The organism is Brevibacillus invocatus, assembly GCF_003710915.1.
Taxonomy (GTDB): Bacteria; Bacillota; Bacilli; order Brevibacillales; family Brevibacillaceae; genus Brevibacillus; species Brevibacillus invocatus.
On the sequence record NZ_RHHR01000027.1, the window covers coordinates 40,704 to 53,699 of the forward strand.

A 12,996-nucleotide genomic window follows, 5' to 3' on the forward strand; every position below is an offset into this window, starting at 1 on the left:
TGCCCCGAGCTATTGTCATACATTCCTAATGCTATGCTCGTCCACCCGGTGAACCCAGCGTACCGCCGACAAAATCGATTTGGAATTTGCACATCGTTGTGATACAATTTTTGTAATTCATGATGGGAGTTGAAGAGGATGTAAGTTTTCTTGCACGTAAAGTCAAACAAAACAGCGGTTTTTTTCGCATGTTTTATTTCTTTATACGCAAGAAAGTTACGATATCCTTTCTCTCATACCATATCCTGATCTGACGCCATATTTGGGTTGGATTTACTGTTTGTATTCGAGCTGCGAGAAAGTAACTTTCTTGTAGCTTTTATTTTTTCATACAGGGGGTATTGTGATGTCATTAATTCAAGTCTCCAACCTGACGTTTGCCTATGAAGGCAGCTTCGATCACATATTTGAAAACGTAAATTTCCAGATCGATACCGATTGGAAATTGGGATTTACGGGAAGGAACGGCAGAGGAAAAACAACCTTTCTCAACCTGCTGCTCGGCAAGTACGACTACAGCGGCAAGATTTCTGCGAACGTCCATTTTGAGTACTTCCCTTTCCAGATCGCAAACAAGGAGCAGCAGACCTTGGATGTGATCAACGACATCACTCCAGACTATCAGCACTGGGAATTGATGCGCGAGCTTTCCTTGCTGAAGGTATCGGAGGATGTTTTGTATCGCCCTTTTGATACCCTGTCCAATGGCGAGCAAACAAAACTGCTGTTGGCTGCCTTGTTTCTGAAGGAAAACCACTTCCTGCTAATCGACGAGCCAACCAATCATCTGGACATGAATGCCCGGCAGCTTGTCAGTGATTATCTCCATACCAAAAGCGGCTATATTTTGGTGTCCCATGACCGTGCTTTTCTGGACAACTGCGTGGACCATATTCTTTCCATCAATAAGACCAACATCGAAATTCAAAAAGGAAACTTCTCGGATTGGTGGGAAAATAAACAGCGACAAGACCAATACGAGCTGGCAGAGAACGAAAAGCTGAAAAAAGACATTAAACGCTTGTCAGAATCAGCCAAACGAACGAGCATCTGGTCTCATGAAGTGGAAAAAACCAAAAACGGTACAAGGAATTCCGGCTCCAAGGTGGATAAAGGCTACATTGGCCACAAGGCAGCCAAAATGATGAAACGCTCTAAATCCATCGAGCATAGACAGCAATCGGCGATCGATGAACGATCAAAGCTCCTAAAAAATGTGGAACACGCTGACAGCTTGAAGATATCTCAGCTCGCCTTCCACAAAAACCAGCTTGCAGAGCTCGAACATGTCTCTATCAATTACGGTGACAAGACGGTTTGCACGGATGTCAGCTTCACGATTGAACAAGGGGAGCGAATTGCGCTGGCAGGGAGAAACGGCTCTGGGAAATCCAGCATTCTCAAGCTCATTTACGGTGAGGATATCCACTATACGGGTACCTTCAGAAAGGGAAGCCAGCTGAAAATATCGTTTGTTTCACAGGACACCTCGCATTTGCAGGGCAATTTGACGGACTATGCCAGAAGCAACGGAATCGATGAATCTCTTTTTAAATCGATTTTACGAAAACTCGATTTTTCCAGAGTCCAATTTGAAAAGGACATCTCGGCTTTTAGCGGCGGTCAAAAGAAGAAGGTGCTGATTGCCAAAAGCCTTTGCGAGAAGGTACATTTGCATATTTGGGATGAGCCGCTTAATTATATTGATGTTATTTCTCGCATGCAGATCGAGGAGCTTTTGCTCGAATACTCCCCGACCATTCTGTTTGTAGAGCATGACCGTGAATTTTGCCAAAATATCGCCACGAAGATCGTCGAGCTATAGGGCTAAAAAAGGAGGTAGTCAGGGACGTGTTGAGCGTTCCTTTCTACCTCTTTCCTATTACTGTTACGGAATGAAAAGCTGAGGAACGGTATACAACGCAGGGGTACCACCTGTATGCAAAAACAGGACACGGTCATCTGGAGTCAGCTCGCCTTTACGAATCATCCCGATCAAACCCGCCATCGCTTTACCCGTATAGACAGGATCCAGCAATATACCTTCTGTGCGGGCAACTAGCGTCACGGCCTCTACCATCTCTTCGGTCGGAATCGCGTACCCGGCACCGACATATTGGTCATCACAGCGGACAGCATCATCTGAAATCTCTCCTTGCAGTCCTACGAGGGCAGCGGTACGATACAGCAGATCTCGCACTTGGCTCTCCTTGCCTTCCTTGGTGCCGCTGACATTGATTCCAATCACCTCTGTATGGGATTGACGAGCGAGGAAGCCTGCGACCAGTCCTGCATGCGTGCCCCCGCTCCCCGTGCCTGTAACCACGTAGTCAAACGGTGTTCCCATCTCCATGGCCTGCTGCTCGATCTCGTCTGCGCACGCCATGTAACCGAGAGACCCGATCTGGTTGGAGCCGCCGAGCGGGATGATGTACGCCTTCTTCCCCTCTTTCTCCACGGCCTGGGCCAAGGCTTCCATCGCCACCTGTATGTCACCGTCAGCAGGAATCAGCTCGATTTTTTCCACACCCATCAAGTGAAACAGCAGATGATTGCCACTCGCTTGCGGGTTGTATTCCCCCGCCTCCGGCTTCGACAACACCAGCTGGCAGCGCAAGCCTTCCCGTACGGCAGCAGCAAGAGTCAGACGGCAGTGATTGGATTGTACGGCCCCACAGGTAATCAACGTATCCGCCCCCTGCTTGATCGCATCCGCCACGAGATACTCCAATTTACGCGTTTTGTTTCCACCTGCGGTCAGTCCGAGCTGGTCGTCTCGTTTGATCCAAATAGCTGGGCCTCCCAATGCTTTCGAAAGCCGTTCCAGCTTTTGAATCGGCGTGTATCCATTTGTATAGGTTCTGCGTTCATAGCGAATCTGGTTCATGTGCCGTTCCCCTCTTTTCATGCATGGATTTCTCCTACACCATACTACACGTTCTTCTGAAAATCCTTTTTGCCCCTCTTAAAAGTTAATCCGCAGGCTTCCACCTGCGGATATGTCCAGCTGTATTAATTTGTTCCATTCTCTGATACCCGTCTCAAAAACGATTTAAGCCGCTCTGTTTGCGGATTCTCGGTGGCAGCTGCTCTGGGAAAAGCACGCTGCTGCGATGTATCAACCGTTTGGAGACATTTACAGACGGGCGTCAAGCCCAAACTCCTGATGGAATAGCCAGTCTGATCTTGCAGACCGTCCAACAGCGCGGGAAGCAGCATAATCCTGTCACCGGTTCGGGCGGTATGTTGATCGGAGTGGTACGCCAGGTCGGTAAGGATTTCAGCGAACAGGTTGAAGTCGGCACGAAAATCGCGACACTTGTCTCTCTTTCCTTGACACCGTTACAGATCGACGAGATTCATGAGATGGATATGGATACCTGTCAGGTTCGTGTCTCTGGACAGGCCATCCTGTTTCAGAGCGGCATCTTTGCGAAATTGCCTGAGGATTTGCCGCAGGAATTTGCCGCAGGAATTTGCCTTGGGTTTGCTGGATGTAGGAAGACGGATGAGGGCGGAAGGTTTGCTGTAGCGTTTCGAACATGCATTTGAACAGCTCGAAAAAGACCAATGGAATCTCACGTTCCCTGGTCCTTTTTTCATCATTTCACCAATTGCAGAATCCAATCTTTCAGATCAACGATTCGCAACGTCTTTGGGCGGGTGTCTGTTCCGGTTACGAGTATAGGAACGTGCGAATCTTGTTCATGCAGCGATCCGTGAGCTGCTCCCCCTCGATGGGAAGGGGAATTTTCACCTGCAAGCTCATAACCGGGCTTGACAGTGATGACCACGTATTTCCCTTCGTGAGAATGCATGGCTCCGTACAGCCTAGCCAATACGTCGGGATACTTTCCATACGTGATCCGGTTGTTTGTAATCGTCATGTCCAGCAGCCCGGGGTCGCCCGTCCATGTCCACGACTGACCGTATTCATCTACGAATTTTCCCTTTGGACGATAGGAGAATGTCTGGTTGCTTTTCCCTGCCGTAACTTGCACATTTTGACTGTCCCTCATGGCAATGATGTCGAGCTTGTCCTCCTTTTGCAAATGCTTCACCACCTGCGCGGGCGAGACTTGCGGGTCGATGGCATAGATATAGGACATCCGCTCATTTGCTGCAATCACCAATTGGTCTGCTGCCTGGACGGGCTGACCAATTTTCGCAATGCGGTAATCAGATAATAATGACCTCAAGTCGATGGTAGCAGCTTCTCTATCTTCCTGAACATCGGTTTGACCACTGTCTCCCATGACAATCCAGACGGCCTGATGGACGGCCTGCTCCCAGGAGCCGTATGCATTGAGCGCGATTTGAAGCGCCTGATCCGCTTTTACGATCCCTTCAGTTTGGGCACTTCCTTTATTATGTACAGACATGTCGTTTTCCGGAAAGTAGGCGATGGTTACATCGGGAAGCTTGCGCTGCTCGATCAGATAAGCGATGTCCTGCGCGGAGAATGGGTTATTCAGTCCGTACTTCTTCCACAGACGAGCATTCCGGCGATTTTGCGGATCAAGCTGTGCCAGTGCTGCGTAGGAAAGCAGGGAAGGTCCCTTGACACGCATTTCTTCCGGCAATCGCGTGCTCTTTTCTATATATGCCGGAACATGCAAGCTGTGCTCGGTTTTGCCTCGATAGATGATTGCATTGATGGAAGCGGAATGTTTTCCTTTTTCGGCTAATTCTTCATGGATGGTCTTCGTTTTTTTGCTCAGATGGTTCTGATTTAGTTCATAGACGGAATCGATAAACTGCTGCACTTGATCAATCTTCAGCGCTTCCTTGGGTCCATTGCCGTAGTAGATCATGCGGTTTTCATTGCCACTGTACCAGACCAAGCCCGGCACCTGATGCTGGTCTGCGTATGTACCCGTCAAAAAGGTGCTGTCTATCGTTACCGACATGGTGGGAAAAGAACTTACCATCTGTGGATAGTAATGTCCTTTGGATACCAAGAACTGAAGGGCGGGAGCACGACCTTGTTGGATCGCTTCACGCAGTGGCTTGTCCATTAACGAATCGACGAGGATGACGATGACAGGCTTGGCAGCTTCGGGGGCAGAGGACTGAATTCTTTGCAGATTGGCCCGATCTTGAGGAGGTGTACTGCATCCAGCGACGAGTAGGAGTACGATCATCACGAGATACGGAAGCTTCATCGTCTTTACCAACACACTTCCCCCTTCAACCCTTTGGCCGGAAGACGAGGGCCATCAAAAAACCGAAAACAATGGCGGAAGATATGCCTGCGCTCGTCACCTCAAAAATACCCGTGATAATGCCGACCAATCCATTCGCTTCAGCCTCTGCCATCGCCCCGTGGACCAGCGCATTGCCGAAGTTGCTGATGGGGACGGTAGCACCCGCGCCAGCGAATTCGATGAGTGGATCATACAACCCAAAGCCATCCAGAACTGCTCCTGCCACAACCAAAGATGACATCGTGTGCGCTGGCGTCAGCTTTACCACATCCATCAAAAACTGACCGATCAGGCAGATCGCCCCCCCCACTAGAAATGCCCACAAAAACGTCATGGTCCCCCTCCTTACTTATCAGCTTCAATGGCTACGGCGTGCGCGATGCATGGGATGCTTTCTTTTTGCTGATAGGAAATAGGCGACAGCAACGCTCCAGTGGCGACCACGAGAATGCGGTTCCACTCCCCTTCCTTCATCCGACGCATCAGATGGCCGTAAGTGACCGTAGCGCTACAGCCGCATCCGCTGCCACCGGACCATACCGTGGGATTATCGCCGTAAATCAGCATGCCACAGTCCACATAGCGCTCAAGCGGGACGTGGACGTTGTGCTGGGGTAACAGTTCAGACAAAATGGAATGGCCGACTTTTCCAAGATCGCCCGTCACGATCAGGTCGTAATGATCATGCGGGAGCTGCAAATCCCGAAAGTGGGTTTCGATCGTCGCCAAAGCAGCCGGGGCCATCGCTCCCCCCATGTTAAACGGATCAGACATGCCCATGTCTACAATCCGCCCAATCGTGGCAGCTTGAATGCGCAAGCCAGTGCCTTTGTTTGCGACCACCGCTGCTCCTGCACCTGTCACGGTCCACTGTGCAGTAGGCGGTTTTTGCGAGCCATATTCGGTAGGATAGCGGTACTGCTTTTCCGCTGCCGCATTGTGACTGCTGGTCGCAGCGAGTACATAGTCAGCAGATCCGCTGTCTACCAGTTGAGCTGCCAAAGCGAGCCCTTCCATCGAAGTAGAGCACGCGCCGAAGATGCCCAGAAAGGGAATAGCCAGCGTCCGTGCAGAAAAACTGGCGGAAATGGTCTGATTCATCAAATCGCCAGCCAGCATGAAGTGTATTTGCTCTTTTCGAAGGCCTGCCTTTTCAATCGCTTTGTCGCAAGCCTCCTCCAGAAGAACTCGCTCCGCTTTCTCCCAGCTGTCCTGCCCGATCATGAGATGACCATGCAGGATATCAAAGTCGTCTGCCAGCGGGCCTTGTGCTTCAAATGGTCCGCCAATCGCAGAAGTACCGGCAATCACTGGCCGTGATGGAAACACCCATGACTGGTAGCCCTGGCGCATACGTTATCCTCCCATTTTGATCAGCGTTTTGATGAGTCCGACGATGAATGCGGAAGCGACACCAAATACGATGACCGATCCCGCAAGTTTAAACATATTTCCACCTACCCCCAGCACAAAGCCCTCGCTGCGGTGATCAAGCGCCGCTGAAGTAATGGAGTTGGCAAAGCCTGTCACAGGCACACTCGTTCCCGCTCCCGCCCATTGTGCAATCCGATCGTACAGCCCCAATCCCGTCAACAGGGCTGAGATGAAGATCAAGACCGCAACAGTCGGGTTGCCTGCCGTTTTTTCCGTAAAGTGAAAATAGCGAATAAAGATTTCCTGAATCGCTTGCCCCACCAGACAGATCCCCCCTCCGACGAGGAAGGCACGAGTGAAATTGCGCACCAAGGGACGCGGCGGTTCATGCCGCTTGGCCAGCTCTTGGTATTTCTGCTGAGACAGAGTAAGATTTTTCTTTTTTTCATCAGCCATCCGGCTCACTCCCTCTTAACGGATCAACAGTGGTTTGACCTGATCAATCACTTCTTGAAGCTCTTCTGAATCGACCTGATAGGCCCGCTTCATTCGCTTGTCCTTTGTCCCTATTGCGTACAATTCCAGATCTGCCTGACATTTTTTCAAAGTGGCAAATGTCAGCTTCATGGCCTGCGGCTCCGGAACCTTTAATTTATCATCGTACAAGTCCAGGTATAGCTGTCCGCCCTTGTCTACTTGACCAAGGAAGACATTTTCCAGAGCGACCCCTGCTTTCTCCAGCTCGGCCCTTACCCAATTGCGGTTCAATCCCAGATTGGATAAAGACTCGTCCATGATCGCTCCATCCATGATCACCGCCTGGGGCTCTTCCGCTGGAGACACAATCAGTTCAAGGTGTTGAGGGGTCACTGGCTGATGCTGTGACTTGAGCAGTACACTGACATCTCCACTGGATTCCATCAAGGCGAATTCGACGTCGGCTACGCGAAAGACGTTCTTCATTCGCAGATGCTCCATCAAGTCTTCCGTAGACATCCGTTCACTTTTGAGATTGTCTTCCAAAATCTTGCCGTCCTTGATCAGAATCGTGGCGTTGCCTTCTACGAAATTACGAATGTGCTTGCTTTTAAGAGAGAGCCACTCCAATAAGACCGGGAACAAGGCAAAAATGGTTAGCGCAATCAAGCTGTGGTAAATGGGACCATCCACTTCAGTAGCCATAAAAGCGGCAATGGAACCAATGGTAATTCCCACAACATACTCGATGTAGGTAATCTGTCTTATCTGTCTCTTCCCGATGATTTTGGTTAGGATAAATAGATACACAAAGGCTACGAGCGATCTTATGACGATGTCCAGCCAATCCGGCATGTTTCACTTACCTCCAATTCCCACCAGGAAAGGGAAGGGAGAGAGTCCCCTCCTCCGTCTCCTGTTTGGAAGCAATTAAAATCCTTTGTATTGTGGTTCTTCGTTTTCCAGCTCCGTTACGCGTTGTTCCAGATTGGTAATGATCGATTGCGTTTGCTCAGCTGCTTGGGTATACAGTTGTTTTGCCTGTTGGTTTTGCGTATTCAGCGCAAACGTTTCCAGGTTGGCCTGCGCACCTTTCAAGCTAGCCAGTGTTTGCTTCACCTGCGATCCTACTGTCATCTGCTCTCACCTCCAATGATAGTATCAACCATTCAAAAGAAATTATCCCCATATATGGAGCCATATCTTTTGGAAATAAAGGTTATTTTTAACATGAAAAAGGCGCCTTCCATTAGCAGAAGGCACCCAGGTGATTGTTTTAATGTGATGTTATTCAGAAGAGGGTTTGAAAGCAGAGGCCAAGCGAATCAAGTCCTTTTCTGATAGATTTCCAATGATTTGCAGACGGATGACCTTTCCCTTCGGATCAAGAATATGCACAGCAAGCCGTTTGACATCACTATTCTGAAATGGAGTAAGTGTAGCCACATTGTCGCTACCTGGGATCTGCATGACTTTCATATATGCAGGATATGTCTCGTGAACTCGCTCTTTTCGATTCAGAATATCCATAGTTGGGTGACAGCAGCCCACTCTCGTTCTTTTCGGAAAATGTCCCAATGCGCAAGTTTTTGGACCGGTTCCCCCAACTTCCCGTCCTTTAGTGTGAAATATTGCGTAATGAGTCCATTGGAAGAGAGGAGAGGTAGATGTGCGGCAACGGGTCGATATAGAGGGGCGCCGAAGGTTTTTTTCGTCTCTTCTGTCGTCATAACCTTCCCTCCTTTGCTAATCCTCTGGTAGTCCTCCAAAGAGGTCGTAATCACATCTGATCTTTCAGCATCTGAAGGATCACTAATTGTTATTTCTATATTTTTCCATTTTTTCTGTACGACTTCTTCTGCTTGGACAAAATCCTGAGCGAACATGACTACCATCACCATTGCTGTACATACAAACTTCATGCATGTTTTCATGTTACGGTCTCCTCTCCATGATCTGACTTGCAATGTCCAGCATTGCATCTTTGCTCATGCCTGTATCTGTCGTATGAAGAGAGAGCGACCAGTCCTGATCCATCCATCTCAATTCCTTTCGCGGCTTCCCAAACGGATCATCTCGTTCGATATACAAGCCTTCCAAACCGCTGATTTGCACCTCTTCTACCGTTTGATTAGCCCCTGGCACTGTGATCATGCCTTTGCCTTCCCAGTCCTGCTTCCATCCATTGACACGAAGCAGGTTTCCAGTTGGGTCTTCATAGGTAGCAGACACCTGGTAGTAGGTGGGCAGAGCTGGCAATGGTTCAGCTATCAGCTCCTGCTTATTTTCCAACCCCCGATTTTTCAAGCTCACTTCCAGGGATTCGTCTTTTGTATAATCGTAGCTGATCAGACCTTCTGTAAAGTCGTACGTGTCAGCAATACGTGCGGGATAATCGAGTACCCCTTGGACCAGTGTGTTTAGCTCGGACAATTCTCTTACCTTGAGCGGATTCACGATATAGATAACCTCTCCTTGCCCTGCTTCATTTTTCTGAAACACTGCTGCCGCCGTACCGGGTTTCAACCCGCTCCTAACCTCGTCGAGCTTGGCCTGCGAAGCTTGCAATTGAGCGAGTCGTTCCTTGGACAGAGGAGGGGAAGCCTGATACTCGATCACCGTCTCTTTGGCTTGGTTCTGGATTTTGTACAAGGTTATCGATGTAAATCCCGTCGCGAAAACAAATACAAGCGTAGCGACCAAAAACCACTTGGTCTTTATGGCATTCTTGGTTGTCGATCCTTTTCTGTCTTTTCCGGCAGAATGAAGGATTCTTTCCCGCAACAAAGGGGAAAGCGGAATTGATTCGTGCTCATTACCCAAAGCATCCATTGCCTTCTTCATTCGTTCTTCCATCATGACCGATCCCCTCCCAAGCTTAATGGCTGCTGACTGACGATTTCTCGAGCTTTTATCAAAGCATGGTGCAAACGCGATTTTACGGTTCCGACAGGCAATTGCAGGATTTCGGCAATCTCATTCTGGCTACAGCCATGCCAATATTTCAGAACCAAGACACTTCGGAATTTGAACGGAAGATGCTGGATCCGTTCCATGAGCTGCTGCTGCTCCAACTGTTCGACTACCTCCTTGGAGATATCTGGTACCGTTTGCGCAGTCGCCAGCAGGTTCACTTTGTTGAATAAACGGACAATCTTCCAGCCTCTCCGACGGTAATTCTGAATCTGACGAATCGATACACCAGTCAACCAGGAAGAAAAGGCTCGTGTTTGATCAAAATGACGCAATGACTTGAATACCTCTAGATATATGTCATGAATCACATCCTCAGCGTCTTGCTTGTTGTCCAGCAGAAACGAAACTGTCTTCTTGACATCATGAATCGTCCTATCATACAGTTCACCGAAAGCCTCCCTATCACCCGCGAGTACCTGATTGATGCATACTCGCAATCCCTCGTCGATCGACCGCTCCACAATTCCACCCACTTTCCGTTGATTTACACCTCATATTGGTCATTTGCGATTGATTCGTTCAAAATGTCCCCTGCCTATTGTAATAAACTTATAGGATTATTCTCTATACGAATGATGCCAAAGGCTTTTTGAACAACGCTGGCATCATGGTACCGATGAGACTTCTCCACGAATATGAAACGGCACCGTACCATCTGGGAATTTGTCAGCGTCATGGACAAGTGGGCTCCGCTGGTTCCCGGCTACATCAGCCACGAGATCATCAATGACCGCCAGTCCACCTGGACCTTCATGGGCGACATCGGAATCATGAAGAAAAAAGTGAGCTTGAAGATAGACATCACGGCAAAGGGTGTCATGGGTCCCATGATCAACTCGATTCTCAAAACATTCGTTCCAAAGACGACGACTGATTTGGCGGAAGCCATCGCCAATCGGATCAACGAAACAGCATCGATCAAATCCTAGCCGAAAAATGGCCCCGAGTATGGGGCCTTTTTCATTGAACAAAAAAGATTTTCCGATATATCCTGCGGCATTCCTCCATACACATATCAAGATCGACAACCATCGAGGGGAAAGGAATGAGTATCCATGCCTCAGGGAATACACGAAATAGATCTCGATCTCCCGGTCCAGACGATCTGGGAGTTCGTAAGTGTAATGGAAAACTGGATTCCACTGGTTCCCGGCTACATCAGCCATGAGATTATCAATGAGCGTCAGTCCACCTGGATGTTCAATGGCGACATCGGCATTATGAAGAAAAAAATACATCTTCAGGTCAATATTACGGAGTGGACACCGCCATCCCTGGTGAAGTTTAACCTGACAGGAATCAACGAGAATTTTTCTGGTGAAGGCTACTTCAAGACCGCGTCACTGGGTAATCAGCGTACCAGAATGACATGTTCCCTCGACATCACAGCCAAAGGCGTAAAGGCCCCTATGATCAACTCTGTACTAAAAAGCTTGGTTCCAAAGACAACCACGGAATTGGCCGAAGCTGTCGCCAACCGGATGCTCGAAATGGCTTCCACTCCACCAACACGTTCATGACGCTACCTCTGCAGCAGACCATCGATCGGGTCCTGTCTGCAGAGGTTTTTTATTTCAAAATATTCATTGCCTTCCTAACCGCTAAACTGGTATACCTATTCATGTAAAAGAATGAACTCACGAGGAAAGGAAATGTCCATGAAGATGCGATTTAGGAAGCTGCTGTTCTCTCTTGCCATCGGATGCGTTTCACTGATCGGCATCCAACAACCTGCTGTCGCCGCAACATCTAGCACCACCATTCTGCTCGACGGCTATCCGCTCCCCTTTCCAACTCCGCCAACTCATATAAACGGAACAACTATGGTTCCATTTCGGGCCATATCAGAAGCAATGGAAATTCAGGTAAATTGGGAAGCGCGAACCCAGTCCATTACGGCCATTCAGTCGACATCCCAAGGGGAAAAAACAGTCAAAATGCAGTTAAACAATCCACTCGTCACCGTGAATGGACAAACCGTCACCCTGCCCGTCGCCCCCTATGAAACCAATGGGAGCACCTTGATTCCACTCCGGTTCTTCAGTGAGCAATTTGGTGCACAGGTTGGCTGGAATGGGGAAACCAGAACCGTTTCGATCACCTCGCCCCTGCGCGATATGTACGGGCTGGCCTTTTATGCCATCTCTTCCTTTTCACAGCGTGACCTGATTCCGTTCTTTGATGCAACTGCTTTTGGCTGGAGCAGAATTGATCAGAACGGAAATCTGACCCTGACTGGCAACGATTTTTACTGGCCGAAGCCTGCTGGCGAGACTACACCTGAATCGATCATTGCAGACGCCAAAATGATGGGCTCCACTCCCTATCTGATGGTGTTTGCCGGGGATGCCAATGGGGAATTGACTGCGCTGCTTGAAGACGCAAGCTTGCGAGAAAAGGCAATCTCCCAAATGCTCGCACTCGCCCAGGAAAAAGGACTGACAGGAATCGCTCTGGATTTCGAGGGTTTAGGCATGAACGGAGATTTTACAGGGGTAAAAGAAAAGTACAACGAATTCGTACGCCTGCTTGCCGCCGAAACTAATCAGCGAGGCATACAATTGACTCTGATCCTACATCCGCTGAACGGTGCCTACAAGGGCTACGACTATGCCACGTTAGGTGCAATGGCGGATGATCTTGTCATCATGGCTTACGCCTACGAAGGTGAGAAAGGTCCGGAGCCGATGAACAAAGTGGACGAAGCGATTCGCATGGCCTTGGTCCACGTCCCTAAGGAAAAACTGATTCTGGGAGTATCGATGGGAAGCGAAAATGAATCATCGGTGAATCAGAAAATCGGTCTTGCCAAGCGATACAATCTCAAAGGCTACGCCATCTGGCGACTGGGTCTGATCAATCAAGCATCGATGGAGCAAATCAAACAGAGCGTTCAATAAATGGCGCTCCTTGGTAGGCAAAAAAGAAAGAGGCAGGATTCCCAAATGTGAAATGTGAGACG

The 12,996-nt window shown here is 49.0% G+C and carries 16 protein-coding genes and 1 pseudogene; 6 read left to right on the forward strand and 11 right to left on the reverse strand.

The window, feature by feature from the left end:
• Nucleotides 1-346 precede the first annotated feature (346 nt).
• Nucleotides 347-1,825 (forward strand): Lsa family ABC-F type ribosomal protection protein, encoded by a 1,479-nt coding sequence (locus EDM52_RS14530; protein ID WP_122909702.1) that lies wholly within the window; start codon nucleotides 347-349, stop codon nucleotides 1,823-1,825.
• 63 nt (nucleotides 1,826-1,888) lie between these two features.
• Here the strand turns inward: EDM52_RS14530 and cuyA are convergent, their stop codons facing one another.
• Complete coding sequence (gene cuyA / locus EDM52_RS14535; protein ID WP_122909733.1) at nucleotides 1,889-2,887, reverse strand: D-cysteate sulfo-lyase; 999 nt, start codon at nucleotides 2,885-2,887, stop codon at nucleotides 1,889-1,891.
• Between the two features lie 179 nt (nucleotides 2,888-3,066).
• Between cuyA and EDM52_RS24935 the strand changes: the two are divergent.
• Nucleotides 3,067-3,147: pseudogene (locus EDM52_RS24935) on the forward strand (polar amino acid ABC transporter ATP-binding protein); the annotation flags it as partial.
• Complete coding sequence (locus EDM52_RS25835; RefSeq protein ID WP_148038760.1) at nucleotides 3,127-3,552, forward strand: hypothetical protein; 426 nt, start codon at nucleotides 3,127-3,129, stop codon at nucleotides 3,550-3,552. The pseudogene EDM52_RS24935 and the gene EDM52_RS25835, both read left to right, overlap by 21 nt.
• A 50-nt stretch (nucleotides 3,553-3,602) precedes the next feature.
• Here the strand turns inward: EDM52_RS25835 and EDM52_RS14545 are convergent, their stop codons facing one another.
• From EDM52_RS14545 to EDM52_RS14590, 10 genes are all read right to left on the reverse strand, one after another.
• Complete coding sequence (locus tag EDM52_RS14545) at nucleotides 3,603-5,165, reverse strand: alkaline phosphatase family protein (RefSeq protein ID WP_122909734.1); 1,563 nt, start codon at nucleotides 5,163-5,165, stop codon at nucleotides 3,603-3,605.
• A 25-nt stretch (nucleotides 5,166-5,190) separates the two neighbouring features.
• Nucleotides 5,191-5,541 (reverse strand): stage V sporulation protein AE, encoded by a 351-nt coding sequence (gene spoVAE, locus EDM52_RS14550; protein WP_122909704.1) that lies wholly within the window; start codon nucleotides 5,539-5,541, stop codon nucleotides 5,191-5,193.
• 11 nt (nucleotides 5,542-5,552) lie between these two features.
• Nucleotides 5,553-6,560, reverse strand: coding sequence for a stage V sporulation protein AD (gene spoVAD / locus EDM52_RS14555; protein ID WP_122909705.1), 1,008 nt, complete (start codon nucleotides 6,558-6,560; stop codon nucleotides 5,553-5,555).
• A 3-nt stretch (nucleotides 6,561-6,563) separates the two neighbouring features.
• A complete protein-coding gene (spoVAC, locus tag EDM52_RS14560; RefSeq protein WP_122909706.1) occupies nucleotides 6,564-7,037 on the reverse strand; it encodes a stage V sporulation protein AC in 474 nt (157 codons plus the stop codon).
• 15 nt (nucleotides 7,038-7,052) lie between these two features.
• Nucleotides 7,053-7,913: a DUF421 domain-containing protein gene (locus EDM52_RS14565; protein ID WP_122909707.1), complete on the reverse strand. Its 861-nt coding sequence runs from the start codon at nucleotides 7,911-7,913 to the stop codon at nucleotides 7,053-7,055.
• A 75-nt stretch (nucleotides 7,914-7,988) separates the two neighbouring features.
• Nucleotides 7,989-8,195 carry a DUF1657 domain-containing protein gene (locus EDM52_RS14570; RefSeq protein ID WP_122909708.1) on the reverse strand — a complete coding sequence of 69 codons (207 nt, stop codon included), beginning with the start codon at nucleotides 8,193-8,195 and terminating at the stop codon, nucleotides 7,989-7,991.
• A 150-nt stretch (nucleotides 8,196-8,345) separates the two neighbouring features.
• A complete protein-coding gene (locus EDM52_RS14575) occupies nucleotides 8,346-8,537 on the reverse strand; it encodes a hypothetical protein (protein ID WP_183185105.1) in 192 nt (63 codons plus the stop codon).
• A 38-nt stretch (nucleotides 8,538-8,575) separates the two neighbouring features.
• Entirely contained in the window at nucleotides 8,576-8,992 is a 417-nt protein-coding gene (locus EDM52_RS14580) for a hypothetical protein (protein ID WP_122909710.1), read from the reverse strand.
• Nucleotide 8,993: 1 nt separating this feature from the next.
• Complete coding sequence (locus tag EDM52_RS14585) at nucleotides 8,994-9,917, reverse strand: hypothetical protein (protein ID WP_122909711.1); 924 nt, start codon at nucleotides 9,915-9,917, stop codon at nucleotides 8,994-8,996.
• On the reverse strand, nucleotides 9,914-10,507 hold the full coding sequence (locus EDM52_RS14590) for a sigma-70 family RNA polymerase sigma factor (RefSeq protein WP_122909712.1): 594 nt from the start codon (nucleotides 10,505-10,507) through the stop codon (nucleotides 9,914-9,916). Before EDM52_RS14590 ends, EDM52_RS14585 begins: the two co-directional genes overlap by 4 nt.
• Nucleotides 10,508-10,669: 162 nt before the next feature.
• Between EDM52_RS14590 and EDM52_RS14595 the strand changes: the two genes are divergently transcribed.
• From EDM52_RS14595 to EDM52_RS14605, 3 genes are all read left to right on the forward strand, one after another.
• A complete protein-coding gene (locus tag EDM52_RS14595; protein ID WP_122909713.1) occupies nucleotides 10,670-10,963 on the forward strand; it encodes an SRPBCC family protein in 294 nt (97 codons plus the stop codon).
• A gap of 126 nt (nucleotides 10,964-11,089) precedes the next feature.
• Nucleotides 11,090-11,554, forward strand: a complete 465-nt coding sequence (locus EDM52_RS14600; protein WP_122909714.1) for an SRPBCC family protein — start codon at nucleotides 11,090-11,092, stop codon at nucleotides 11,552-11,554.
• A 132-nt stretch (nucleotides 11,555-11,686) separates the two neighbouring features.
• On the forward strand, nucleotides 11,687-12,934 hold the full coding sequence (locus tag EDM52_RS14605; protein ID WP_245996930.1) for a stalk domain-containing protein: 1,248 nt from the start codon (nucleotides 11,687-11,689) through the stop codon (nucleotides 12,932-12,934).
• Nucleotides 12,935-12,996: the final 62 nt, after the last annotated feature.

What these genes read in the sequence shown, in the direction of transcription:
- EDM52_RS14600 (WP_122909714.1), top strand. Translation starts at nt 11,090, where the DNA reads ATGCCTCAGGGAATACACGAAATAGATCTCGATCTCCCGGTCCAGACG.
- spoVAE (WP_122909704.1), bottom strand. Translation starts at nt 5,541, where the DNA reads ATGACGTTTTTGTGGGCATTTCTAGTGGGGGGGGCGATCTGCCTGATC.
- EDM52_RS14545 (WP_122909734.1), bottom strand. Translation starts at nt 5,165, where the DNA reads ATGAAGCTTCCGTATCTCGTGATGATCGTACTCCTACTCGTCGCTGGA.
- EDM52_RS14570 (WP_122909708.1), bottom strand. Translation starts at nt 8,195, where the DNA reads ATGACAGTAGGATCGCAGGTGAAGCAAACACTGGCTAGCTTGAAAGGT.
- EDM52_RS14585 (WP_122909711.1), bottom strand. Translation starts at nt 9,917, where the DNA reads ATGATGGAAGAACGAATGAAGAAGGCAATGGATGCTTTGGGTAATGAG.
- cuyA (WP_122909733.1), bottom strand. Translation starts at nt 2,887, where the DNA reads ATGAACCAGATTCGCTATGAACGCAGAACCTATACAAATGGATACACG.
- EDM52_RS14580 (WP_122909710.1), bottom strand. Translation starts at nt 8,992, where the DNA reads ATGAAAACATGCATGAAGTTTGTATGTACAGCAATGGTGATGGTAGTC.
- EDM52_RS14530 (WP_122909702.1), top strand. Translation starts at nt 347, where the DNA reads ATGTCATTAATTCAAGTCTCCAACCTGACGTTTGCCTATGAAGGCAGC.
- EDM52_RS14605 (WP_245996930.1), top strand. Translation starts at nt 11,687, where the DNA reads ATGTCCATGAAGATGCGATTTAGGAAGCTGCTGTTCTCTCTTGCCATC.
- spoVAC (WP_122909706.1), bottom strand. Translation starts at nt 7,037, where the DNA reads ATGGCTGATGAAAAAAAGAAAAATCTTACTCTGTCTCAGCAGAAATAC.
- EDM52_RS14575 (WP_183185105.1), bottom strand. Translation starts at nt 8,537, where the DNA reads ATGAAAGTCATGCAGATCCCAGGTAGCGACAATGTGGCTACACTTACT.
- EDM52_RS14565 (WP_122909707.1), bottom strand. Translation starts at nt 7,913, where the DNA reads ATGCCGGATTGGCTGGACATCGTCATAAGATCGCTCGTAGCCTTTGTG.
- spoVAD (WP_122909705.1), bottom strand. Translation starts at nt 6,560, where the DNA reads ATGCGCCAGGGCTACCAGTCATGGGTGTTTCCATCACGGCCAGTGATT.
- EDM52_RS14595 (WP_122909713.1), top strand. Translation starts at nt 10,670, where the DNA reads ATGAAACGGCACCGTACCATCTGGGAATTTGTCAGCGTCATGGACAAG.